This is a genomic window from Streptomyces sp. NPDC047085, from assembly GCF_040643735.1.
In the GTDB taxonomy this organism is placed as follows: Bacteria; Actinomycetota; Actinomycetes; order Streptomycetales; family Streptomycetaceae; genus Streptomyces.
The window spans coordinates 170,123-190,714 of the sequence record NZ_JBEYUW010000015.1 but is presented as its reverse complement, the minus strand read 5'-3'; the positions used below and the strand labels follow the sequence as shown (position 1 = coordinate 190,714).

At 70.9% G+C, this 20,592-nt stretch carries 22 protein-coding genes and 2 riboswitches; of the genes, 9 read left to right on the top strand and 13 right to left on the bottom strand.

Going from position 1 to position 20,592, the window contains the following annotated elements:
* Positions 1–3: 3 nt before the first annotated feature.
* Positions 4–393, bottom strand: a complete 390-nt coding sequence (locus tag ABZ865_RS36485) for a VOC family protein (protein ID WP_361240028.1) — start codon at positions 391–393, stop codon at positions 4–6.
* 239 nt (positions 394–632) lie between these two features.
* Here ABZ865_RS36485 and recA point away from each other — a divergent pair, with 239 nt between their 5' ends.
* The 3 genes from recA (at position 633) to ABZ865_RS36470 (ending at position 5,383) form a co-directional block, all read left to right on the top strand.
* The gene (recA, locus tag ABZ865_RS36480; RefSeq protein ID WP_361240026.1) at positions 633–1,757 is read left to right on the top strand and encodes a recombinase RecA; all 1,125 of its coding nucleotides are present in this window, start codon (positions 633–635) and stop codon (positions 1,755–1,757) included.
* 3 nt (positions 1,758–1,760) lie between these two features.
* Positions 1,761–2,582: a recombination regulator RecX gene (recX, locus tag ABZ865_RS36475; RefSeq protein WP_361240024.1), complete on the top strand. Its 822-nt coding sequence runs from the start codon at positions 1,761–1,763 to the stop codon at positions 2,580–2,582.
* A 272-nt stretch (positions 2,583–2,854) separates the two neighbouring features.
* Positions 2,855–5,383: an FtsX-like permease family protein gene (locus ABZ865_RS36470; RefSeq protein WP_361240022.1), complete on the top strand. Its 2,529-nt coding sequence runs from the start codon at positions 2,855–2,857 to the stop codon at positions 5,381–5,383.
* A 55-nt stretch (positions 5,384–5,438) separates the two neighbouring features.
* Here ABZ865_RS36470 and ABZ865_RS36465 read toward each other — a convergent pair whose 3' ends face one another.
* From ABZ865_RS36465 to ABZ865_RS36430, 8 genes are all read right to left on the bottom strand, one after another.
* On the bottom strand, positions 5,439–5,885 hold the full coding sequence (locus tag ABZ865_RS36465) for a rhodanese-like domain-containing protein (protein WP_361240020.1): 447 nt from the start codon (positions 5,883–5,885) through the stop codon (positions 5,439–5,441).
* A 119-nt stretch (positions 5,886–6,004) separates the two neighbouring features.
* Entirely contained in the window at positions 6,005–6,604 is a 600-nt protein-coding gene (locus ABZ865_RS36460) for a cysteine dioxygenase (protein WP_361240018.1), read from the bottom strand.
* 75 nt (positions 6,605–6,679) lie between these two features.
* Positions 6,680–6,751 carry a putative leader peptide gene (locus tag ABZ865_RS36455; RefSeq protein WP_309544753.1) on the bottom strand — a complete coding sequence of 24 codons (72 nt, stop codon included), beginning with the start codon at positions 6,749–6,751 and terminating at the stop codon, positions 6,680–6,682.
* Positions 6,752–6,843: 92 nt separating this feature from the next.
* Positions 6,844–8,454, bottom strand: a complete 1,611-nt coding sequence (locus tag ABZ865_RS36450; RefSeq protein ID WP_361240016.1) for an FAD-dependent monooxygenase — start codon at positions 8,452–8,454, stop codon at positions 6,844–6,846.
* Between the two features lie 177 nt (positions 8,455–8,631).
* Positions 8,632–9,525 carry an amino acid ABC transporter permease gene (locus ABZ865_RS36445; RefSeq protein ID WP_361240014.1) on the bottom strand — a complete coding sequence of 298 codons (894 nt, stop codon included), beginning with the start codon at positions 9,523–9,525 and terminating at the stop codon, positions 8,632–8,634.
* A complete protein-coding gene (locus ABZ865_RS36440; protein ID WP_361240012.1) occupies positions 9,522–10,187 on the bottom strand; it encodes an amino acid ABC transporter permease in 666 nt (221 codons plus the stop codon). Before ABZ865_RS36440 ends, ABZ865_RS36445 begins: the two co-directional genes overlap by 4 nt.
* A gap of 81 nt (positions 10,188–10,268) precedes the next feature.
* On the bottom strand, positions 10,269–11,105 hold the full coding sequence (locus tag ABZ865_RS36435) for a glutamate ABC transporter substrate-binding protein (RefSeq protein WP_361240010.1): 837 nt from the start codon (positions 11,103–11,105) through the stop codon (positions 10,269–10,271).
* Positions 11,106–11,191: 86 nt separating this feature from the next.
* Entirely contained in the window at positions 11,192–11,968 is a 777-nt protein-coding gene (locus ABZ865_RS36430) for an amino acid ABC transporter ATP-binding protein (protein ID WP_361240008.1), read from the bottom strand.
* A gap of 294 nt (positions 11,969–12,262) precedes the next feature.
* Here ABZ865_RS36430 and ABZ865_RS36425 point away from each other — a divergent pair, with 294 nt between their 5' ends.
* Entirely contained in the window at positions 12,263–12,949 is a 687-nt protein-coding gene (locus ABZ865_RS36425; RefSeq protein ID WP_361240006.1) for a response regulator transcription factor, read from the top strand.
* A 9-nt stretch (positions 12,950–12,958) separates the two neighbouring features.
* Positions 12,959–14,362: a HAMP domain-containing sensor histidine kinase gene (locus ABZ865_RS36420; RefSeq protein WP_361240004.1), complete on the top strand. Its 1,404-nt coding sequence runs from the start codon at positions 12,959–12,961 to the stop codon at positions 14,360–14,362.
* Between the two features lie 77 nt (positions 14,363–14,439).
* Here the strand turns inward: ABZ865_RS36420 and ABZ865_RS36415 are convergent, their stop codons facing one another.
* Complete coding sequence (locus ABZ865_RS36415) at positions 14,440–15,438, bottom strand: TAXI family TRAP transporter solute-binding subunit (protein ID WP_361240002.1); 999 nt, start codon at positions 15,436–15,438, stop codon at positions 14,440–14,442.
* Between the two features lie 129 nt (positions 15,439–15,567).
* On the opposite strand from ABZ865_RS36415, the gene ABZ865_RS36410 reads away from it, so the two are divergent.
* On the top strand, positions 15,568–15,972 hold the full coding sequence (locus tag ABZ865_RS36410) for a MazG nucleotide pyrophosphohydrolase domain-containing protein (RefSeq protein WP_361240000.1): 405 nt from the start codon (positions 15,568–15,570) through the stop codon (positions 15,970–15,972).
* A gap of 9 nt (positions 15,973–15,981) precedes the next feature.
* Here ABZ865_RS36410 and ABZ865_RS36405 read toward each other — a convergent pair whose 3' ends face one another.
* The 3 genes from ABZ865_RS36405 to ABZ865_RS36395 form a co-directional block, all read right to left on the bottom strand.
* Positions 15,982–17,445, bottom strand: coding sequence for a hypothetical protein (locus ABZ865_RS36405; RefSeq protein WP_361239999.1), 1,464 nt, complete (start codon positions 17,443–17,445; stop codon positions 15,982–15,984).
* A gap of 228 nt (positions 17,446–17,673) precedes the next feature.
* On the bottom strand, positions 17,674–18,132 hold the full coding sequence (locus tag ABZ865_RS36400; RefSeq protein ID WP_361239998.1) for a MarR family transcriptional regulator: 459 nt from the start codon (positions 18,130–18,132) through the stop codon (positions 17,674–17,676).
* A 36-nt stretch (positions 18,133–18,168) separates the two neighbouring features.
* Positions 18,169–18,528 carry a DUF6204 family protein gene (locus ABZ865_RS36395; RefSeq protein ID WP_361239996.1) on the bottom strand — a complete coding sequence of 120 codons (360 nt, stop codon included), beginning with the start codon at positions 18,526–18,528 and terminating at the stop codon, positions 18,169–18,171.
* A gap of 87 nt (positions 18,529–18,615) precedes the next feature.
* A riboswitch (cobalamin riboswitch) is annotated at positions 18,616–18,740 on the top strand.
* A 133-nt stretch (positions 18,741–18,873) separates the two neighbouring features.
* On the opposite strand from ABZ865_RS36395, the gene ABZ865_RS36390 reads away from it, so the two are divergent.
* From ABZ865_RS36390 to ABZ865_RS36380, 3 genes are all read left to right on the top strand, one after another.
* Positions 18,874–19,239, top strand: a complete 366-nt coding sequence (locus ABZ865_RS36390; protein WP_361240068.1) for a (2Fe-2S) ferredoxin domain-containing protein — start codon at positions 18,874–18,876, stop codon at positions 19,237–19,239.
* A 128-nt stretch (positions 19,240–19,367) separates the two neighbouring features.
* Positions 19,368–19,508, top strand: a riboswitch (cobalamin riboswitch).
* Positions 19,509–19,544: 36 nt separating this feature from the next.
* Positions 19,545–19,766: a CbtB-domain containing protein gene (locus ABZ865_RS36385; protein ID WP_100828616.1), complete on the top strand. Its 222-nt coding sequence runs from the start codon at positions 19,545–19,547 to the stop codon at positions 19,764–19,766.
* A gap of 20 nt (positions 19,767–19,786) precedes the next feature.
* Positions 19,787–20,539 carry a CbtA family protein gene (locus tag ABZ865_RS36380; RefSeq protein WP_361239994.1) on the top strand — a complete coding sequence of 251 codons (753 nt, stop codon included), beginning with the start codon at positions 19,787–19,789 and terminating at the stop codon, positions 20,537–20,539.
* The last annotated feature ends 53 nt before the right edge of the window (positions 20,540–20,592 follow it).

Below are 20,592 nucleotides of genomic sequence, written 5' to 3'. Positions count from 1 at the left end.
CGCTCAGCCGAGGTAGTTCGCGCGCCCCTCGTCGTCGAGCTCGAAGGGGCCCTCGGGGATGATGCAGAACTCATTGCCTTCGGGGTCCGCCATGACCAGGAACCCGCCGCCGGAGTACTGCTCCAGCCTGCTTCCGCCGAGCTTCTCGACCCGTTGCTGCTCGGCGGCGGGGTCGGGAGAGGTGATGTCGAAGTGCATCCGGTTCTTGCCCGACTTGGGTTCGGCCGTGCGCTGGAAGCCCAGCCCCAGGCCGTCTTCCCGCCGCAGCCAGACGTACGGGCCCATGCGGCCCACGACGGGCCTGCCGAGCAGTTCGGACCAGAACAGAGCGAGCCGCTCGGGGTCCGTGGCATCGACGATGAGGGCATTGATCTTCATGGGTGAGTCCGTCATGGCCCGATCCTCCCAAGCGGGCCAGAGCCGCTCAGCACCGGTGGTGCCCTTGACACGAAAATCGAACATCCATTCTCATGAAGGCTCAGGCGAGGCTCTCGACGGGGATTTCGGCGTGGTTTTGGTAGAGATGTCCCCCCGTTATCCACAGGCCGGGCCGACGTCGGGGCGCATTGTCAGTGGTAGGCGTTAGCGTCTTTGACGTGAAGCGATCGACTCAAGCAAACCGGGTGGAACCCATGGCAGGAACCGACCGCGAGAAGGCGCTCGACGCCGCGCTCGCACAGATTGAACGACAATTCGGCAAGGGCGCGGTCATGCGCATGGGTGAGCGGTCCAGGGAGCCCATCGAGGTCATCTCGACCGGCTCGACCGCGCTCGACGTGGCGCTGGGCGTCGGCGGCCTGCCGCGCGGCCGTGTAGTGGAGATCTACGGCCCGGAGTCCTCCGGTAAGACGACCCTGACCCTGCACGCCGTCGCCAATGCCCAGAAGGCGGGCGGCCAGGTGGCCTTCGTGGACGCCGAGCACGCCCTCGACCCCGAGTACGCGAAGAAGCTCGGCGTCGACATCGACAACCTGATCCTGTCGCAGCCGGACAACGGTGAGCAGGCGCTCGAGATCGTCGACATGCTGGTCCGCTCCGGCGCCCTCGACCTCATCGTCATCGACTCCGTCGCCGCACTCGTGCCGCGCGCGGAGATCGAGGGCGAGATGGGTGACAGCCACGTCGGTCTCCAGGCCCGTCTGATGAGCCAGGCCCTGCGGAAGATCACCAGCGCGCTCAACCAGTCCAAGACCACCGCGATCTTCATCAACCAGCTGCGCGAGAAGATCGGCGTGATGTTCGGCTCGCCGGAGACCACGACCGGTGGTCGCGCGCTGAAGTTCTACGCCTCGGTGCGCATCGACATCCGCCGCATCGAGACCCTGAAGGACGGCACGGAGGCGGTCGGCAACCGCACCCGCTGCAAGGTTGTGAAGAACAAGGTCGCCCCGCCCTTCAAGCAGGCCGAGTTCGACATCCTCTACGGCCAGGGCATCTCCCGCGAGGGCGGCCTGATCGACATGGGCGTGGAGCACGGCTTCGTCCGCAAGGCCGGCGCCTGGTACACGTACGAGGGCGACCAGCTCGGCCAGGGCAAGGAGAACGCGCGCAACTTCCTCAAGGACAACCCCGACCTGGCCAACGAGATCGAGAAGAAGATCAAGGAGAAGCTGGGCGTGGGTGTCCGGCCGGAGGAGCCCGCCGCCGAGCCCGGCGCGGACGCCGCGGTCACCACCGCGGCCGCCGACGACGCCAAGACGGCGCCCGCCCCCGCCGCCAAGGCCACCAAGCCCAAGGCCGCCGCAGCCAAGAGCTGACCCGTGACACGACGAACCGACTGGGCCGAGTACGAGTACGCCACCCCCGGTGCCCCACGGGGGAGGGGCACCGGGGGCGACACTACCTCTGCCCCGGCCGGTGACGACGGATACGGGGACCCGGCGTACGGCGGCCCCGGGGACCGCGGCACCCACCCGGACGACGAGCCCCACGGGGGCGGCTCGTCGGGCCGCGGCTCCCGGAGCACGGCCGGACCTGGCGGCGGCCGAGGGCGCGGCCGCCGACGGCGCGGCTTCGGGGAGCCGGCCGGTGAGGACGAAGGCGCCCCTTCCTCGTCGAGGGCCGAGCGGGGGGAGTCTTCAGGGGACCCGGCTGAGCGGGCGCGGGCCATCTGCCTGCGCCTGCTCACCGGGACCCCGCGCACCCGCAAGCAACTCGCGGACGCCCTGCGCAAGCGGGAGATCCCCGAGGACGTGGCCGAGGAGGTGCTCTCGCGGTTCGAGGAGGTCGGGCTGATCAACGACAGTGCCTTCGCGGACGCCTGGGTGGAATCCCGGCACCACGGCCGGGGGCTCGCCCGCCGCGCACTCGCCCAGGAACTGCGCACCAAGGGCGTGGACTCGGCGCTGATCGACGAGGCCGTCGCCCAGCTCGACTCCGAGCAGGAGGAGACGACCGCCCGCGACCTGGTCGCCCGCAAGCTACGGGCCACCCGCGGCCTCGACCGCGACAAGCGCATCCGGCGCCTCGCCGGCATGCTCGCCCGCAAGGGCTACCCCGAGGGCATGGCCCTCCGCGTCGTCCGCCAGGCCCTGGAGGAAGAGGGCGAGGACACGGAGTTCCTCGAGGGCGAGGGGTTCTGACGAGGGCGCTCTGAGGGGCTCGCACTTCTCCGCGTATCTCCGCGCACGAGGACGCCGGCCCTCTGAATTGTCATGTGCAGGCCAATGAAGGGGCGGCCTCGCCCCGGTGGGGTTAACCCCCGCCCAAGACGCCGGGTCGCCGCAATGCCCCCGGACCCGTGCGCGGGCGAAGGTGTATCCACGCTCCGGATCACGGCCCATGCCGGTCCCGGCAGGCGCACGGACAACCGAGCCCCATAACCGAGACGCACAACAGAAGAGAGCCCGCCCCGATGATGCTGCGTTACGCCCTCCAGACCGTCCGCGCCCGCAAAGCGGGCTTCCTCGGCGCCTTCCTCGCCCTGATGTGCGCGGCCGCTCTGATCACCGCCTGCGGCACCCTCCTCGACACCGGCCTGCGCGGCACGATCCGCACCGAGCGCTATGCCGCCACCCCCGTCGTGGTCTCCGCCGACCAGTACGTCCACCGCACCACCGTCAAGCACAAGCACGGCAAGACCAAGGTCAAGCACAAGGCGAAGCCGATCGCCGAACGCGCCTGGCTTCCGGCCCACTTGGAGGACGCCCTGGCCCGCACTCCCGGCGTGGCCCGTGTGGTCCCCGAACTGACCTTCCTCGCACAGCCGTTGACGCCAGCCGGCATGGGTGGCCGTACCGCCTACGGGCACGCCTGGGACTCCGCCGCGCTGACGCCGTACCGGCTCACCGAGGGCAGCGCGCCCAAGGCCGCCGGTGACCTCGTCATCGACCGCGACCTCGCCGCACGCGCCCACCTCCGGCCCGGCGACCGTCTCACCGTGCAGTCGACGCAGTCCCCGCGCGCCTACCGCATCACCGGTATCGCCGCCCCGGCCTCCCCGGTGCGCCACCAGACGGCCCTGTTCTTCTCCACCACGGAGGCTCGCCGGCTCGCCGCGCACCCCGGCCAGGTCACCACGTTCGGCGTGCTGCCGGCCAAGGGTGCCGATCCCGAGAAGGTGCGGCAGGCCGTGACGCGGGTGCTGCACGGCACCACCGCCCAGGTCAGCACCGGCGATGCCCGCGGCCCCGTCGAGTTCCTGGACGCGGCCACCGCCCGCACCCGACTGGTCAGCATGGGCGGCGCCATGGGCGGCACCTCGCTGCTGGTGGCCGTGCTCGTGGTCGTCGGGACCTTCGCGCTCACCGTCCAGCAGCGGCACCGCGAACTCGCCCTGCTCCGCGCCATCGCCGCCACGCCCGGTCAGATCCGCAAGCTGCTGGGCCGGGAAGCCCTGATCGTCGGCGCGGCGGCCGGCACCGTCGGCGCGCTGCTCGGGCTGCCGCTCGGCGGCTGGCTGCACTCCCGGTTCGTCGCCCTGGGCGCCGTACCCGACACGCTCCAGCACACCGTCAGCGTCTTTCCGCCGCTGGCCGCTCTCGCCGCCACCCTGCTCGGTGCCTGGGCCTCCGCCCGGATCGCCTCCCGCAGGGTCGCCCGGATCCGCCCCGCGGAAGCCCTGGCCGAGGCCAGGACCGAGGGCACCCGTCCCGTCTGGGGGCGTATCGTCGCCGGCCTGCTGCTTCTCGCCGGCGGAGTCGTCCTGGTCGTCGTCCTCACCTCCCTGCGCACCGAGCCCGCCTCGACTCCCGTGACCTTCCTCGCCGTCGTAGTGCTGTCCACCTCCGTCGCCCTGCTCGGCCCCCTCCTGGTCAAGGCGGCCGCACTGCTGCTCGCCGGTCCGCTGCGGCTCACCGGGCACGGCGGCCGGCTCGCCACCGCCAACCTGCGCGGCAACGCCGCCCGGATGGCCTCCGTCGTCACCCCCCTCACCCTGCTCATCGGTATGACCTGCACCGTGCTGTTCGTCCAGTCGACCCTCGGTGACGCCGCCCGGACCCAGGCACGCGAGGGTGTCACGGCCGACTGGGTCGTCGCCGCCCAGGGGCCCGGCGTCCCGGCCGATGCCGCACGGCGCCTGCGCGCCCAGCACGACACCGTCACCGAGGTGGTCCGCACGACCGTCCGTGTCGGACTCGACAAGTACCCCGCCCAGGGCGTCACTCCGGAAGGGCTGACCCGCACCTGGGACCCGAAGGTCACCGCGGGCTCCCTCGGCGACCTCGCCCCCGGCACCGTGGCCGTCAGTGAACTGGCCGCGGACCAGCACCACTTGAAGCCCGGCAGCACCCTGAAACTCACGCTCGGCGACGGCACGCCCGCCACGCTCACCGTCGCCGCCGTCTACGCCCGGGGTCTCGGCTTCGGCGATCTCACCTTCGCCCACGACCTCGTGGCCCGCCACGTCGACAACCCGCTCGCCTCCTCCGTCCTCGTCAGCACGACCCGTACACAGACACAACTCGCGACTACCCTCCGTGAGTTCCCGGCGCTGCGAATTCTTTCTCCGGCCGCGGCCGACCACCTCCAGGCCGACCGGCAGCAGACGAACGCCGAGGTCAACTACCTCGCCATGGGGCTCGTCCTGGCCTTCACCGCCATCGCCGTCGTCAACACGCTCGCCATGTCGGTCGCGGAACGTGTCCGGGAGTTCGCCCTGCTCCGCCTCGCCGGTGCGACCCGCCGGCAGGTGCTGCGCATGCTGCGTACCGAGGCGCTGTCCGTACTGCTGATCGGCACCGCGCTCGGCAGCGGCATCTCCCTCGCCGTGCTCACCGCGTTCAGCGTCGGCATGACGGGCCGCGCGGCCCCCACGGTCACCCCTCTGCTCTATGTCACCGTGGTCGCGGTCGCCGCCCTCCTCGCCCTGGTGGCCAGTGCCGTGCCCGGCCGCGCGGCGCTCCGCGTGCGGGCGGTGACGGTGGCCACCGCGAAGGAGTAGGGCGTCAGGGACGCGCCGACCGGCTCTCCAGCCAGCCTGGAGAGCCGTGTCCGGTTCAGGCCTCCGCCGCCTCCACAGCCTCCACCGGCAGCCCCGCCCTCCGCCATGCCTGGAAGCCGCCCACCAGGTCCGTCGCTCGGTGCAGGCCCAGCTGGTGGAGGGAGGCGGCGGCCAGGCTGGAGGCGTAGCCCTCGTTGCAGATGAGCACGACGCGCAGGTCGTGTCCGGTGGCCTGGGGAACGCGGTGGCTGCCCTGGGGGTCGAGACGCCACTCCAGTTCGTTGCGCTCGATCACGAGGGCGCCCGGAATCAGACCGTCCCGCTCGCGCAGGGCCGCGTACCGGATGTCGACGAGCACGGCCTCACCCGTCCGCGCCGCCTCGTGCGCCTCCCGTACCTCGATGCGCCGGTACCCACCGCGCACCCGCTCCAGCAACTCGTCGATCCCGACCGGCCGCACACCCGTACCGCTGCCCGGTGCCGGTCCACCACCTGGTGTCACTCCACCACCCGGTGCCGTTCCGCCGCTCGCCCCCGGACTTTCGGCCATCGCCGGCCCACCGCTCGCTGCCGGTCCCTCGGTCACTGTCGCCCCGCCACCCACTGTCACACCCGAGCCGCTCACTGCCAGTCCTCCGGCCGCTCGACCTGCTCCAGGCGCAGCACCTGGCCCGTGCGGCTGTAGCGACGGATGCGGGGGAGTGGCGGGTAGTAGGCGTGGACGGAGATCGCGTGACGGTCGGGGGACTCGTTGAGCACCTCGTGCACATGGTGGTGGCCGAAGGCGCGGCCCTGGCCGGCGGGCAGCCGGCGTTCACGGTCCACGCCGTCGGCGAGCTCAAGGGTCTTCCAGCCGTCGGTGGGCGGCCGGGTGGCCAGCGCGTTCTCCTTGAGTTCGCCCGAGGCGGTGACGAAGGCGCCGACCGAGTCCGCGTGGTCGTGCCAGCCGGTACCGGTACCGGGCGGCCAGCCGATCAGCCAGGCCTCGCTGCCGCCCGGACCCTCAAGCCGCACCCAGGTGCGGCCCTCGGGGTCGAGCGGGAGGGAAGCGATCAGCTCGGTGTCGGCGGCCGTGCGCCGCGCGAAGTCGAGGAGGTCCGCCTGGGTGGGCGCCGCCCCGGAGACACGGGGCGCTGCGGCAGGGGACGCGGATGAGGAGGCGGAGGCGGTGGGGAAGGCAGAGGTGGAGGAAGAGGCAGACGCGGAGGAAGAGGCAGACACGTGCACCGTCCTGAAGAGGGTTCGCCGAACGGGCGCACGACGGCACGGCGCCCGGAGAAAAATGGGGATGCGAATTCAGCAGGACGGGCGACACACGCAGCCCGCGTAGCGGACGAGGTCCATATGGACCCTCCGCCACAGGCGCACACAGGTGTCGGTCACGATCCGGAGTACAGCATGCCGCCGTACTCCGGTCAATTCACCGACACCATGTGGACACGGCGTGACCTGACTCACGGTCACCGCATGGCCGAGCCGGCCTCCGCCGTCGCCTCGTTCTCCTTCGCGGCACCGCCCAGCGTGGCCTCCGCCGCCGCGTACAGATCGGCCGGGCGAACTCCGCTCAGCGCGGTGACCAGGTGGCCGTCGGGGCGTACGAGCAGCACGCTGTGCGCCGGCGCACCCGGATACTCCTCGGCGACCAGCAGCTCGGCCGGGTGCGGCAGCGCGGTCACCGCGGCCGCGAGGCGGGGCATCACCCCGGCGGACACCCAGTGCTTGCGGTCCCACACGCCCGTGCCCGGCGCGATCAGCACCACGAGCAGCGCGCCCCGGCCGAGCCGGTCCCGTAGCCGGACGAAGGAGCCGTCCTCCGCCGTGACCCGCACATCGGTGACCGGTGCGCCGGGCGGCGTGTCGACCGCGATCTCGGCCTCCAGATGCCGGGGCGCGAGCGGCGAGCCGGCGTACGCCCCCGGCGCACCGAGAGTCCCGCGCCCCAGATGACCGTCGGTGAGCAGCGCGTCGTGGCCCCGGGCCACGCCGGGGACGTAGTGGCGCAGCCCGCCACCACCGCGCAGCACCGGCAGCAGCTGGTCGGCGGCGCGCAGCCGGGCGGCGACCACCGCGCGCCGCTCGGCCTGGTAGCTGTCCAGCAGTGCGTCGTGCGGGCCGTGGTGCCAGGCCGGGGCGAGCTTCCAGGCGAGGTTGTCGGCGTCGCGCAGCCCCTCGTCGAGCCCCTGGGTGCCGAGTGCGCCGAGCAGGTGGGCCGCGTCCCCGGCGAGGAAGACCCGGCCCGCGCGCCACCGGCGGGCCAGCCGGTGGTGCACCGTGTGGACACCGGTGTCGAGGAGGTCGTACGCCGGTGTGGGGCCGTCGCTCCAGCCCGCGAGGGTCTCGCGGATCCGGGCCACCAGCATCTCGGGTGTGACCAGGTCCTTGCCCGGCGGCAGCAGCCAGTCCAGGCGCCAGACGCCGTCCGGGAGGGGGCGGGCGGTCACCTCCCCGGCCGAGGGCCCGGACGGCCGCCACGGCGGCATCCGATGAAGCAACGCCTGACCCTCCCAAGGAAGTTCCGCGCGCAGGGCGGCGACCGCGTGCCGCTCCACCGCCGTACGGCCGGGGAAGCGGATGTCCTGCAGTTTGCGCACGGTCGAGCGGGGGCCGTCGCAGCCGACCAGGTAACTTCCGCGCCACCATGTGCCCTTGGGGCCACGGGTGTGCGCGGTGACGCCGGAACGCTCCTGCTCCATCGAGTCGAGCCGGCTGTCCACGGCAAGCTCGACCAGCGGCTGGTCCGCGACGGCCGCGCGCAGGGCGCGCGTGAGGACGTGCTGGGCGAGGTGCAGCGGGGCGGGTTCGTCCGCCGTGAAGTCGATCTCGCTCATCACCTGCCGGCGGCGCAGTGACCGCCAGCCGGTCCAGCGTGTGCCGTGGTCGCCGAGGGCGGCTCCGGTCAGCCGCTCCAGGAGGGCGGCCGTGTCCTCGCGTAGCACGACCGTGCGCGCCGGGCGGGGCTCGTCCTTGCCGGGGCCCTCGTCGAGGACGACGGACGGCACCTCCTGGCGGGCCAGCGCCAGCGCGAGCGTGAGCCCGACGGGCCCCGCTCCGACGATGATCACCGGGTCCATGACGCGGTGCCCCCTGCCCGTGACGATGCCCTGACGGTCACAAGTGAACAGGAAGGTGGAGCGGGGTGCACGATCACAGAACGTATGCAACCCATTGGCAGAGTTTGCGTCAAGCGAACGGAGGCAGTGGCGATCATGCCACTGCCTCCGGGTGGTGCATTCGGGTCTGAACGGGTGTCAGGCCGCCGTTCCGGTCGAGGCGGTGCCCGCGATGTCCGCCACGTCCTGGGCTGTGAGAACCGCACCGGTCGACTTCTTGCGCCGTCGCAGCCTTCCCTCCAGCCAGCTCGCGAGGGAGGTCAGCGAGAAGTTGATGATCACGTAGATCACGGCGATGACGGTGAAGGAGGCGATGGTGTTGGCGCCGTAGTAACCGCTCATCGGGTTGGCGGACGCGAGCAGTTCGGGGAAGGTCAGGACCGCACCGCCGAGTGCGGTGTCCTTCACGATCACGACGAGCTGGCTGACGATCGCCGGGAGCATCGCGGTGACCGACTGGGGCAGCAGGATGAGCCGCATCACCTGGTTCTTGCGCAGACCGATCGCCAGGGCGGCCTCGGACTGTCCCTTCGGCAGGGCGAGGATGCCCGCGCGGACGATCTCCGCGAGCACGGACGCGTTGTACAGCACCAGGCCGGTGACGACTGCGTACAGAGGACGGTCGTCCGAACTGACGTCGGTGTACTCGGCGAACAGGGCGAGCCCGAAGATCATCAGGACCAGCACCGGGATCGCGCGGAAGAACTCCACGACCACCGCGACCGGGATACGTATCCACGCGTGGTCCGAGAGGCGGGCGATGCCGAGCGTGGCGCCCAGCGGGAGCGCGATGACCATGGACAGGGCCGCGGCCTTCAGGGTGTTCTGCAGACCGGGCCAGATGTACGTCGAGTAGGCCTCGGTGCCGCTGAAGAACGGCTTCCAGAGCAGCCACTCCAGCTGGCCCTTGTCGTCCAGAGCCTTGTACACCCACCACAGGACGGCCGCGAGGACGACGAGGAAGCCCGTCGTGTACAGGATGTTGCGCCGCTTGGCCCGGGGGCCCTGGGCGTCGTACAGGACCGAACTCATCGCTTCACCGCCACCTTCTTGCCCACCCAGCCGAGGATCAGACCGGTCGGCAGAGTCAGACAGCAGAACCCGAAGGCGATGATCGCGGAGATCAACAGCAGCTGTGCCTCGTTCTCCACCATCTCCTTCATCAGGAGCGCCGCTTCCGCCACGCCGATCGCGGCCGCCACGGTCGTGTTCTTCGTCAACGCGATCAGCACGTTGGTCAGCGGGCCGACGGCCGCGCGGAAGGCCTGCGGCAGCACGATCAGGCCCAGGACCTGAGTGAAGCTGAGGCCGATGGCTCGGGCGGCCTCCGCCTGGCCGACCGGAACCGTGTTGATGCCGGCGCGGATCGCCTCGCAGACGAATGCCGACGTGTAGACGCTCAGACCGAGTACGGCCAGCCGGAAGCTGGTCGTGTCGACCTGATCCGACCCCAGGCTGACACCCAGCGTGTCCTTCAGGCCGAGCGACGAGAACAGGATGATCACCGTGAGCGGGATGTTCCGCACGATGTTCACGTAGGCGGTGCCGAAACCGCGCATCAGCGGTACCGGGCCCACCCGCATGGCGGCCAGCAGCGTGCCCCAGACCAGGGAGCCCGCGGCCGACAGCAGCGTGAGCTGCACGGTCGTCCAGAAGGCGCCCAGCACGTCGTACTTGTCAAGAAAGTCGAACACGATCTCCCGCGCTTCCGCGTGTAGGGATGCCCAGGCGCGCCGCCGCCGTCAGGAACGGCGGCGCGCCGGTGGGGCGTTGCCTCAGCTCTTGATGTCGCCGATCTTCGGGGCGGGCTCGTTCTTGTAGCCGGCCGGGCCGAAGTTCTTGTCCACGGCCTTCTGCCAGGAGCCGTCGGAGACCATCTCCTCCAGGGCCTTGTTGATCTTGGCCTTGAGGTCGCTGCCCTTCTTGACGCCGATGCCGTAGTTCTCGTTGGTCATCTTGAAGCCGCCGAGCTTGAACTTGCCCTTGAACTGGCTCTGCGAGGCGTAGCCGGCGAGGATCGAGTCGTCCGTGGTCAGGGCGTCGATCGCCTTGCTCTGCAGACCGGTCAGGCAGGCCGAGTACGCCGGGTACTGCTGGAGCTGAGCCTTGGGGGCCAGCTTGTCCTTGACGTTCTGCGCCGACGTCGAGCCGGTCACCGAACACAGCTTCTTGCTGTTCAGGTCCGACGGCGACTTGATCGTGCTGTCGTCCGCGCGGATCAGCACGTCCTGGTGGGCCAGCAGGTACGGGCCGGCGAAGTCGACCTTCTGCTGGCGCTCCGGGGTGATCGAGTAGGACGCGGCGATGAACTGGACGTCACCGCGCTGCAGCATCGTCTCGCGGTCGGCGCTCTTCGACTCCCTCCACTCGATCTGGTCCGGCTTGTAGCCGAGCTTCCCGGCGACATAGGTGGCCACGTCGACATCGAAGCCCGAGTAGCCCTGCGGGGTCTTCTGGCCGATGCCCGGCTGGTCGAACTTGATGCCGATGGTGATCTTCTTGCCGCCACCGGAGGAGCTGTTGTCGTCCTTCTTGTCGCCGCCGCACGCGGTGGCGGACACGGTGAGGGCGAGAACGACGGCCGAGGCGGCGGTGACCTTGCGGAGCTTCATGGTGAACATCCTTTGAGTGGTGAAGGAACGAGGTCCTTGAGGTACGGGTGACCCCGGATGGTCCGGGGAGCCGGGGCTCGGTGCCGTCAGTGGTGCAGGATCTTCGACAGGAAGTCCTTGGCCCGGTCGCTGCGCGGATTGCTGAAGAACTGCTCGGGCGCGGCCTGTTCGACGATCCGGCCGTCCGCCATGAAGACCACCCGGTTCGCGGCCGAACGCGCGAAGCCCATCTCGTGGGTGACGACGACCATCGTCATGCCCTCGCGGGCCAGCTGCTGCATGACCTCGAGGACCTCGTTGATCATCTCGGGGTCGAGAGCCGAGGTCGGCTCGTCGAAGAGCATGACCTTCGGGCCCATCGCCAGCGCCCTGGCGATGGCGACACGCTGCTGCTGACCGCCGGACAGCTGCGCGGGGTACTTGTCGGCCTGGGTGCCCACACCGACCCGGTCGAGCAGGGCGCGCGCCTTCTCCTCGGCCTGCTTCTTCTCCGCCTTGCGGACCTTGATCTGGCCCAGCATCACGTTCTCGAGCACGGTCTTGTGCGCGAAGAGGTTGAAGGACTGGAAGACCATCCCGACGTCGGCGCGCAGCCGGGCCAGCTCCCTGCCCTCGTCGGGCAGCGGCCTGCCGTCGATCGTGATGGTGCCCGAGTCGATCGTCTCCAGGCGGTTGATGGTGCGGCACAGGGTCGACTTTCCGGACCCGGAGGGCCCGATGACCACGACGACCTCGCCGCGCGCGATCGTCAGGTCGATGTCCTGGAGCACATGCAACGCGCCGAAGTGCTTGTTGACGCTCTTCAGGACGACCAGGTCGTCGGACGTGGCCACGTCTTCCTTGGCCACCGATACTTTGGTCATCGCTCTCGGCTCCGTCCTCCTCGGTTTCGGTGGACAGTAGTGAGGCCCGGTGACCAGCGTCATCACATCTGAGGTGAATCTGAGCATCACGATCCGGTAGCAGTCGGACACGTGTCGTAGCACTCGTCACCTGCGTGCGTATCGGCCGGATAACGGAAGCCGCGGGCAACCGGAACCCTCTTGACGCCGTCCTTATCCATCGGCGTCACTGCCATGGTGCACACGCGCGTGCGTGCGAGATACAAGCCGAACGAGAACCGTGACCGTACGACCGCTGAACCGGAGGGGGCTGGGATGAGGCTGCTGCTCGTCGAGGACGACAACCACGTCGCAGCGGCTCTGTCCGCGGTCCTCGCGCGGCACGGCTTCCACGTCACCCACGCGCGCAGCGGCGAGGAAGCCCTCCAGGCGCTCGTCCCCGAGGGCAACGGATTCGGCGTGGTCCTGCTCGACCTGGGCCTGCCCGACCAGGACGGCTACGAGGTCTGCGGCAAGATCCGCAAGCGCACCAGCACCCCGGTGATCATGGTCACCGCCCGCTCCGACGTCCGCTCCCGCATCCACGGGCTCAACCTGGGCGCCGACGACTACGTGGTGAAGCCGTACGACACCGGGGAACTGCTCGCCCGGATCCACGCCGTCAGCCGGCGCACCGCCCACGAGGACCCCGCCACCGGAGGCGACAGCTCCCTGCTGCTCGGCCCGGTCCGCATCGAGCTGCCCACCCGGCAGGTCAGCGTGGACGGTTCGGTTGTCCAACTGACCCGCAAGGAGTTCGATCTGCTCGCGCTGCTCGCCCAGCGGCCGGGGGTGGTCTTCCGGCGGGAGCAGATCATCAGCGAGGTGTGGCGCACCAGTTGGGAGGGCACCGGACGCACCCTGGAGGTGCACGTCGCCTCCCTGCGCGCCAAACTGCGCATGCCCGCGCTGATCGAGACCGTACGCGGCGTCGGCTACCGGCTCGTCGCCCCGGCCGGGTAGCGGGGACGGGTGCGCACACGGCTCCTGCCGCTGCTCATCATTCTGATGGCGGCCGTCCTCCTGGCGCTCGGCGTCCCGCTCGCCGTCAGCGTGGCCGCCGCCCAGCAGCAGAAGGTCGTCGTCGACCGGATCGACGACACCGCGCGCTTCGCCGCGCTCGCCCAGTTCGTCACCGACGCACCCGGCGGATCACGCCCCACCGCCCCGGACGAGCGCCGGGAGACGCTCCGCCGCGAACTGGTCAGCTACTACGGCGTCTACGGCATCCGCGCGGGCGTCTTCTACCGCAACGGCTCGGCGATGGCCAACGCCCCCGGCGACTGGCTCGTACCGCCGACGGGGGAGCTGCGGGAGGCCTTCGACGAGGCACTGCTCAGCCGTCGCAGCCACGACCCCCGGCAGGTGTGGCCCTGGCAGCGCACCCGGCTGGTCGTCGCCTCGCCGGTCATCCGGGACGGGGACGTCGTGGCGGTCGTCGTCACCGACTCGCCCACCGGGCAGATGCGCTCGGGGACCCTGCGCGGCTGGCTGTTCATCGGGGCCGGCGAGATCGCCGCGATGCTGCTCGCCGTCGGTGCCGCGCTGCGGCTCACCGGCTGGGTGCTCAAGCCTGTACGGATCCTGGACGCCACCACCCACGACATCGCCACCGGTCGCCTCAAGTCCCGTGTCGCGGCCGCCGGCGGGCCGCCGGAACTCAGACGCCTGGCCCGGTCGTTCAACGAGATGGCGGACAACGTCGAGGACGTGCTGGAGCAGCAGCGCGCCTTCGTCGCCGACGCCTCGCACCAGCTGCGCAACCCGCTCTCGGCGCTGCTGCTGCGCATCGAACTGCTCGCCCTCGAACTCCCGGAGGGCAACGAGGAGATCGCCTCGGTCCGCACCGAGGGCAAGCGCCTCGCCCAGGTCCTGGACGACCTGCTCGACCTGGCGCTGGCCGAGCACGCCGAGGCCGACCTCGGGCTGACCGACATCGGCGCGCTGGCCGGGGAGCGGGTGGCCGCCTGGGCACCGGCCGCCCACGCCAAGGGCGTCCGGCTGACCGGCGACTGCCCGCCCACCACCGCCTGGGCCGACCCGATCACCCTGTCCAGCGCCCTGGACGCGGTGATCGACAACGCCGTGAAGTTCACCCCCGAGGACGGCACGGTGGAGGTCACCGTCTCCTCCAACGGCGACAGCTCGACGGTCGTGGTCACCGACACCGGCCCCGGCCTGACCGACGAGGAACTCGCGCGCGTGGGCGACCGTTTCTGGCGCAGCGGCCGCCACCAGAACGTCAAGGGCTCGGGGCTCGGCCTGTCCATCACCCGCGCCCTGCTCGCGGCCGGCGGCGGCTCGATCGACTACGCCCACCACGACCCTCAGGGGCTACGGGTGACCGTGACCGTCCCGAGGGACACGCAGCCGTAGCGCTCCACCGACCGGTACAGCCCTTGCGCTTCACCGACCGGTGCAGCCAGCCCTTGCGCTTCCCGAGCAGTGCAGTCCTAGGGCTTCACCGAGCGGTAGTAGCGCCGGGCGCCCTCGTGCAGCGTCAGCGGGTCGGTGTAGATCGCCGTGCGCAGGTCGACCAACTGCGCGGAGTGGACGTGCGCACCGATGTCGTCGCGGCTCTTGATCACCGTGCGGGTCACCCACTCGGTGAGCCGCGGATCCATGTCCTTACGGGTCATCAGCAGGTTGGAGACCGCGATGGTCGGGATCGCGGAGCCGTGCTGCACGGACGGGTACGCCGACTCGGGGATGGTGGTGGCCCGGTAGTAGCGCGCCGCCTCCCCGGCGGCGTGCAGCCGGGCGACGAGGTCCTCGTCTATCGGTACGAACTTGAAGCCGGACTTCCCGGCCAGGCCGACCAGGCCCTTCGTGGGCAGCCCCCCCGACCAGAAGAAGGCGTCGATCCGGCCCTGCCGCAGCCGGCCCGGCCCCGTGTCGATGCCCTCGGACACCGGGGTGATGTCCTTCTGAGGGTCGATGCCCGCCGCCCTCAGCACCCGGTTCGCGATCAGCCGCACCCCGGAGTTCGGCAACCCGGTGGCCACCCGCTTGTGCCGCAGATCCGCCACGCTGGAGACGCTGGAGCCGCTCGGCACGATGAGCTGCACATAGTCGTCGTAGAGCCGGGCCACACCGCGCAGTCGGCCCGCGCTGTCCGGGTGCCGCAGCTCGTACGTCTCCACCGCGTCCGCCGCGGCGATGGTGAAGTCGGTCTCCCCGTCCGCCAACCGCTGGACGTTCTCCTGCGAACCGGCACTGTTGAGCAGCTTCACCGTCAGGCCGGGCATGTCCTTGCCCAGCTCGGTGCGCAGCCGCTCGCCGTACTCCTGGTAGACCCCTCGGGGTGTGCCCGTGCTGAAGACGATGGTCCCGGTCGGCGGCTTCTCGCCCAAGGGCAGCAACCACCACAGCAGGAGGCCGAGGGCGACGACACCGACGGCCGCGCCGCGCAGCGCGTGGCGCCTGCTGAGAGAGGGGAACACCTTGGGCATGCGGGCGATCCTGCCAGGCCGGGCACGGGGCTGACCAGGGCCGAGATCACTCCGCAGGCCGGACACGGGCGGCGGCCGGCCTGTGGATGACTCTGAGGCGCTGTCAGCGGTGGCGGCTAGAGTCGCCGTATGAGCACTTCGCCCGCCCATCTCGTCCGTGAGTTCCACCTCGCCTTCGGCCTCGACGCCCGCACCAGGCCGGCCGAGGTGCCCCCCGAGCTGGCCGCACACCGCGGGGAGCTGCTCGCCGAGGAGGCCGCGGAGGTCGCCGAGGTGGCGGTCGAAGGCCCACTGGACCGGCTCGCGCACGAACTGGCGGACGTGGTCTACGTGGCCTATGGCACGGCCCTCGTCCACGGCATCGATCTCGACGAGGTGATCGCCGAGATCCACCGCGCCAACATGAGCAAGCTCGGCCCCGACGGCCAGGTCGCCCGCCGCCCGGACGGCAAGGTCCTCAAGGGCGAGCACTACCGCGCGCCGGACGTGTCGGCCGTCCTGCGCCGCCAGGGGTGGATACCCGACGGCGCCTGACGGCTACGCCTACGACTCCAGGGAGCCGCCCGCCAGCTTCCACTCGCGGTGCAGGGAGCCCAGCGGGATGCTCCGCTGCAGCACCGGAGTACCGAAGATCGACAGCTGGAGGCGCAGCGTGCCCGACAGATCGACACCGCCGTACAGCTCCCAGGCGCCCTTCGCCTTCGGGGTGCCGTCAGAGGATGTGGTGACCGTCCCGGAGGCCTCGCCGCGCAGGTACGGCGCGAGGTCGGCGGTGACGCCGACGGTGCCGTAGAGACCGACCGAGGCCTCGGCGCCGAGGGCCGTCTTCACGCTCCCGGCGGTGGTCAGGGAGGCCCGGACCGGCGTACTCGTCATGTCGGCGGAGCTGACCGGCGTCCACCCCTTGGCCGGGCCGAAGGTGCCGCCGGCCTTGAAACCGCCCTTGACGCTCTGCTCCACGTCGACGGTGACGTGCCCGTCGCCGCTGATCTGGACGTAGCAGGTCAGGTCGAGGTTGACGACCACCGGAACCGGGCCGACCTGGAGCACCGGGTCGGCGTGCAGCTTGGCGAACGGGATCCGCAGCGGAGTGGAGGTGGTGGCCGCGGCCCGGCCCTTCACCGCCCAGCCGGAGGACCAGTCGCCGGACACGCCCAGGTACGCCGAGCCCGGCGCGGCACCGGTGCCCGTGCCGCCGTAGGTGAAGTCGACCTGCGGGGCCACCTGCACGAATCCGGACACCGAGGCGCTCGCCGAGACAGGGGCGCCCTCGGCCGTCGGCACCGTGGCGCCGACGTCGATCCGGAGGCTGCCGAGCGGCACGGTGGCGCCCTTGGGACCGACGTGGACGTCACCCGCCTTCGACCAGGAGACCTTCACGTCGGGGAGCAGCTTGTCGACGGTGAAGGCGGACGGGTCCACCGGCACGGTGCCCTTGGCCGTGTCGTCGCCCAACACGGAGTTGAGCGCGGCCGGTTCGGTCTGCACCTCTGTGCCCCGGTCCGTCTCGCCGATCACCTTGGTGACCCGGGCCAGCAGCCCGTGCGGCGCGCCGGGCGCCGGTGCGCTGGCGATGACATCGCCCACGGCGGCCCTGCCGGGGGCGGCGGGTGAGGTGGAGGAGGGGGCGGAGGTGGGGGAGGTGGGGGAGGCGGGGGGCGAGGAGGGGGAGGGGGAGGGGGAGGAGGGCGAAGTCGGTTTCATCGCACCACCGTTGGAGATGACGGCTCGATGGCTCCGACTGTCGTACGAGCTGACGGTCAGTCTGGTCTTGTGGGCCCGCGTGCCCGAGCCGGCCGGGCTCGCGGTGGCGGTCGCGGTCGCGTCGGGGGCCGCCGCGACGGTGAGCGAATGGTCCTGGCCGGCGGCGTGACCGTCGGTGGCCCGGATCTCCTGGCCGTGCTCGGCCGAGGGCCGCTCGGCGTGCGGTGCGGGCGAGGAGCAGCCGGCCGCGAGGAAGAGGGTGGTCACGGCGAAGGCGGGCAGCAGGGCACGCCTGCGCCTCATGCGTGTGCGCAAAGTCGATCCTGTGTGGAGTGGGGGGTACCGAAGAAACACCACAGGGCCGGCCGCCGAGAGGTGGAACCGGCTACCGCCTGGTAACTCTGTGGTGAGGCATGAGCATGCCATGCCTGGCGCAGGCGCCCCTCACAATCCGGTCACATCCCAAGGTGACCTGAAACACGGCGAGTTCAGGTCACCTCATAGATGGCCGGATTCCGGATGGGACAGGGGTCAGCGAGGCATCTCGCGGTGGCCGGGCAGCCCGGTGCCGCCGAGACGGGTCAGCAGGGTGGAGAGCAGGCCGATGTCCTCCTTGCTCCAGGGCGGTGCGGCGAAGAACTCGGCGGCGGTCTCCTCGGCCGTGGCCCGCATCTCCGCCAGGAGTCGCCGGCCGGTGTCGGTCAGTGAGGCGTAGGCCACGCGCGCGTCACGGGCGTCCCGTTCGCGGGTCACCAGCCCGATCCGCTCCAGGGGCGCCAGTCCGCGGGTCACTCCGGAGGCGGTCAGCCCCAGCGCCTCGGCCAGATCGACCCGGCGCATCCGGCCGCCGGGTGCCTGTCCCAGCCGCAGCAGCAGCGTGAAGTCGGCCAGGCTCACCCCATGCAGCCCGCCCAGCCGCGCGTCGAAGCGCCGTACGAGCGCGGCCTGCGCCCGCATCAGCCGCAACGACGCGTCCAGTGCCTCACTCATCGCACATTCCTTTGCAGACTCCTTGAGTAGTCAAGTTTATGAGCCGATCATGCGGGCGTTGCGTCGCTGCCGCTTCCCCAAGGGGGCCTGCGAGAGGTCCTCGGCGCTGGAGCGGAAGTTCTTGAAGCCGTAGCCGCGCTCGGTCAGCCACGCCTTCGCCGCCTCCTCGGCCCGCTCGGTCGCCTCCAGGATGTCCTCCTCTTCCTCCCCGGTGTCCGAGAAACGGAAGACGAAGGCCGGCCGGGCGGCGATGTCGTAGCTGAGGTGCCCCTCGGGCGTGTAGGCGGAGCGCAGCACGTCGTGCTCGGCGGCATCGGCCAGCAGTTCGGCCCGCTGTGCGTCGCTGAGGCTGTCGAAGGCGCCGCGGATGGTGATGCGGAAGGTCCGAGTGGTCATTGCGCGACCTTAGGCGGAGCGGGCACTGCGGCTCCATCGGATTTCCGGTGGATGGAATGATGATCGGTGACAGGGCGACGGCGGTCCGAGGAAGCCGGTGTGAATCCGGCGCGGTCCCGCCACTGTGATCGGTGAGCGAACTCCCGCCGGGCCACCGCCCCCTGACGGGTGGGAAGGCCGGGACGAGCGACGACCCGAGAGCCAGGAGACTCACGCGGTCGCCTCCTCGACGGACCCCGGGGCGGTTCTCCCCGGAGAGGGGTGAGCGGCGTGCCCGGGAAACCGACGGAAGAGACGTTTGACGGCGAGGCGGCCACAGAGGCGGTCCCGAAGGGGACCGGCCCGGTGCCGAGCCGGGTCGTCGTCTGCAGGGACTGTTGCTGTGGCAGCCCCAAGGTGACCGGTGTCGACCACGCGGCGCAGACGGCACGTCTGCGTGCCGAGGTGCCCGTGCGCATCTCGGCCTGCCTCGACGTGTGCGAGCAGGCCAACGTCATCGTCGTACAGCCCTCCGCCGCCGGCCGGGCCGCCGGGGCAAGGCCGGTCTGGCTGGGTCTCGTCAACGACCCGGGCGCTGCAGAGGACATCGTCGACTGGGTGCGCGCCGGCGGCCCCGGCGTCGCACCTCTGCCGGACATCCTCGACCTCTACACCATCACGCCCCCGCGCCGCCGGGCGGCTTCCACAGGGCGGCGCCGAGTTGATCCCTGATCGGAACTCCGCCCGAACAGCACCGATCGCAATTCCGCCCGACCAACGCCACCGTTGACCCGTGGGCCACAGGATCGGTCACCTGACGCGAGAGCAAGATCACGTCAGGTGGTGCGGTCTTGGCCATGCACCCGTCACGCGGTACGGTCTGTCCGATATCGACGACGGTACGACGGAAGCCGGTGAGAGTCCGGCACGGTCGCGCCACTGTATGCGAGCGCCCTGGGCGGTTCGTGAGTCAGACCCGTGGCCGTCGTCCTGTGCACCACCGAGTTGGGACGCGAACTCCCAGAGGAGGTCCTGCCATGGCGCAGACCGTCGTTCAGCCGACAGCCACCACCACCGTCGTTCCCGCCAAGCTGCCGCTGAAGGCGATCGCTCCTTGGGCGGTCTTCTTCGGTGTCCTGATGCTCGTCCTGCTCTACTTCGTCGGCGCCGAGCAGGGCGCCACCTCCGTGTTCAACGGCACGGACGTCCACGAGTGGGTCCACGACGCCCGTCACCTGCTCGGCTTCCCCTGCCACTGAGGCGAGGGCGCCGCACGCTCATGAATTCCGCGACAGTAAGAAATCTGCTGGTGCGGGGCATGCTCGCCGGCCTCGGTGCCGGCGTGCTCGCCCTCGTCGTCGCGTACTTCCTCGGTGAGCCGAACGTCGACAGCGCGATCGGCTTCGAGGACGCCCACTCCCACGAGCACGAGATGGAAGTCGTCTCCCGCTCCCTGCAGTCCACCGCCGGTCTCGCCACCGGCGTCCTGGTCTACGGGGTCGCCTTCGGCGGCGTCGCCGCGCTCGCCTACTGCGTCGCGCTCGGCCGCGTGGGCCGCTTCTCCCCGCGGGCGACCGCACTGCTGCTGTCGGGCTGCGCACTGCTCACCGTGTACGTCGTGCCGTTCCTGAAGTACCCGGCCAACCCGCCGTCGGTCGGCGACCCCGACACCATCGGCAAGCGGACCGGCCTGTACTTCCTGATGATGCTGCTCAGCGTGCTCCTCGCGATCGCCGCCACCATCCTGGGCAAACGGCTCGCACCCCGGCTGGGCACCTGGTACGCCACCGTCGTCGCGGTGGCCGGATTCGTCCTCGTGATCGGTCTGGCGTACGCCTTCCTGCCGGTCGTCAACGAGGTGCCGAAGGACTTCCCGGCCACCCTGCTGTGGCGGTTCCGACTGTCGGCTCTGGCCATCCAGGCCGTTCTGTGGGGCGGATTCGGGCTGCTCTTCGGCGAGTTGGCCGAACGGCTCCTGAATCCGAAGCCGGCGACCTCCGCGTCGGGGCGGGCGGTGCCGTCCGCGCACTGAACCCTGCAGGACATGCAGGACATGAGAGGGCCCTTGGGAACCTTCCGGGGCCC

What these genes read in the sequence shown, in the direction of transcription:
- ABZ865_RS36425 (WP_361240006.1), top strand. Translation starts at nt 12,263, where the DNA reads ATGAGGCTGCTGCTCGTCGAGGACGACAACCACGTCGCAGCGGCTCTG.
- ABZ865_RS36430 (WP_361240008.1), bottom strand. Translation starts at nt 11,968, where the DNA reads ATGACCAAAGTATCGGTGGCCAAGGAAGACGTGGCCACGTCCGACGAC.
- ABZ865_RS36380 (WP_361239994.1), top strand. Translation starts at nt 19,787, where the DNA reads ATGAATTCCGCGACAGTAAGAAATCTGCTGGTGCGGGGCATGCTCGCC.
- ABZ865_RS36405 (WP_361239999.1), bottom strand. Translation starts at nt 17,445, where the DNA reads ATGAGGCGCAGGCGTGCCCTGCTGCCCGCCTTCGCCGTGACCACCCTC.
- ABZ865_RS36410 (WP_361240000.1), top strand. Translation starts at nt 15,568, where the DNA reads ATGAGCACTTCGCCCGCCCATCTCGTCCGTGAGTTCCACCTCGCCTTC.
- ABZ865_RS36415 (WP_361240002.1), bottom strand. Translation starts at nt 15,438, where the DNA reads ATGCCCAAGGTGTTCCCCTCTCTCAGCAGGCGCCACGCGCTGCGCGGC.
- ABZ865_RS36445 (WP_361240014.1), bottom strand. Translation starts at nt 9,525, where the DNA reads ATGAGTTCGGTCCTGTACGACGCCCAGGGCCCCCGGGCCAAGCGGCGC.
- ABZ865_RS36470 (WP_361240022.1), top strand. Translation starts at nt 2,855, where the DNA reads ATGATGCTGCGTTACGCCCTCCAGACCGTCCGCGCCCGCAAAGCGGGC.
- ABZ865_RS36400 (WP_361239998.1), bottom strand. Translation starts at nt 18,132, where the DNA reads ATGAGTGAGGCACTGGACGCGTCGTTGCGGCTGATGCGGGCGCAGGCC.
- ABZ865_RS36450 (WP_361240016.1), bottom strand. Translation starts at nt 8,454, where the DNA reads ATGGACCCGGTGATCATCGTCGGAGCGGGGCCCGTCGGGCTCACGCTC.
- ABZ865_RS36485 (WP_361240028.1), bottom strand. Translation starts at nt 393, where the DNA reads ATGACGGACTCACCCATGAAGATCAATGCCCTCATCGTCGATGCCACG.
- recA (WP_361240026.1), top strand. Translation starts at nt 633, where the DNA reads ATGGCAGGAACCGACCGCGAGAAGGCGCTCGACGCCGCGCTCGCACAG.
- ABZ865_RS36395 (WP_361239996.1), bottom strand. Translation starts at nt 18,528, where the DNA reads ATGACCACTCGGACCTTCCGCATCACCATCCGCGGCGCCTTCGACAGC.
- ABZ865_RS36385 (WP_100828616.1), top strand. Translation starts at nt 19,545, where the DNA reads ATGGCGCAGACCGTCGTTCAGCCGACAGCCACCACCACCGTCGTTCCC.
- ABZ865_RS36435 (WP_361240010.1), bottom strand. Translation starts at nt 11,105, where the DNA reads ATGAAGCTCCGCAAGGTCACCGCCGCCTCGGCCGTCGTTCTCGCCCTC.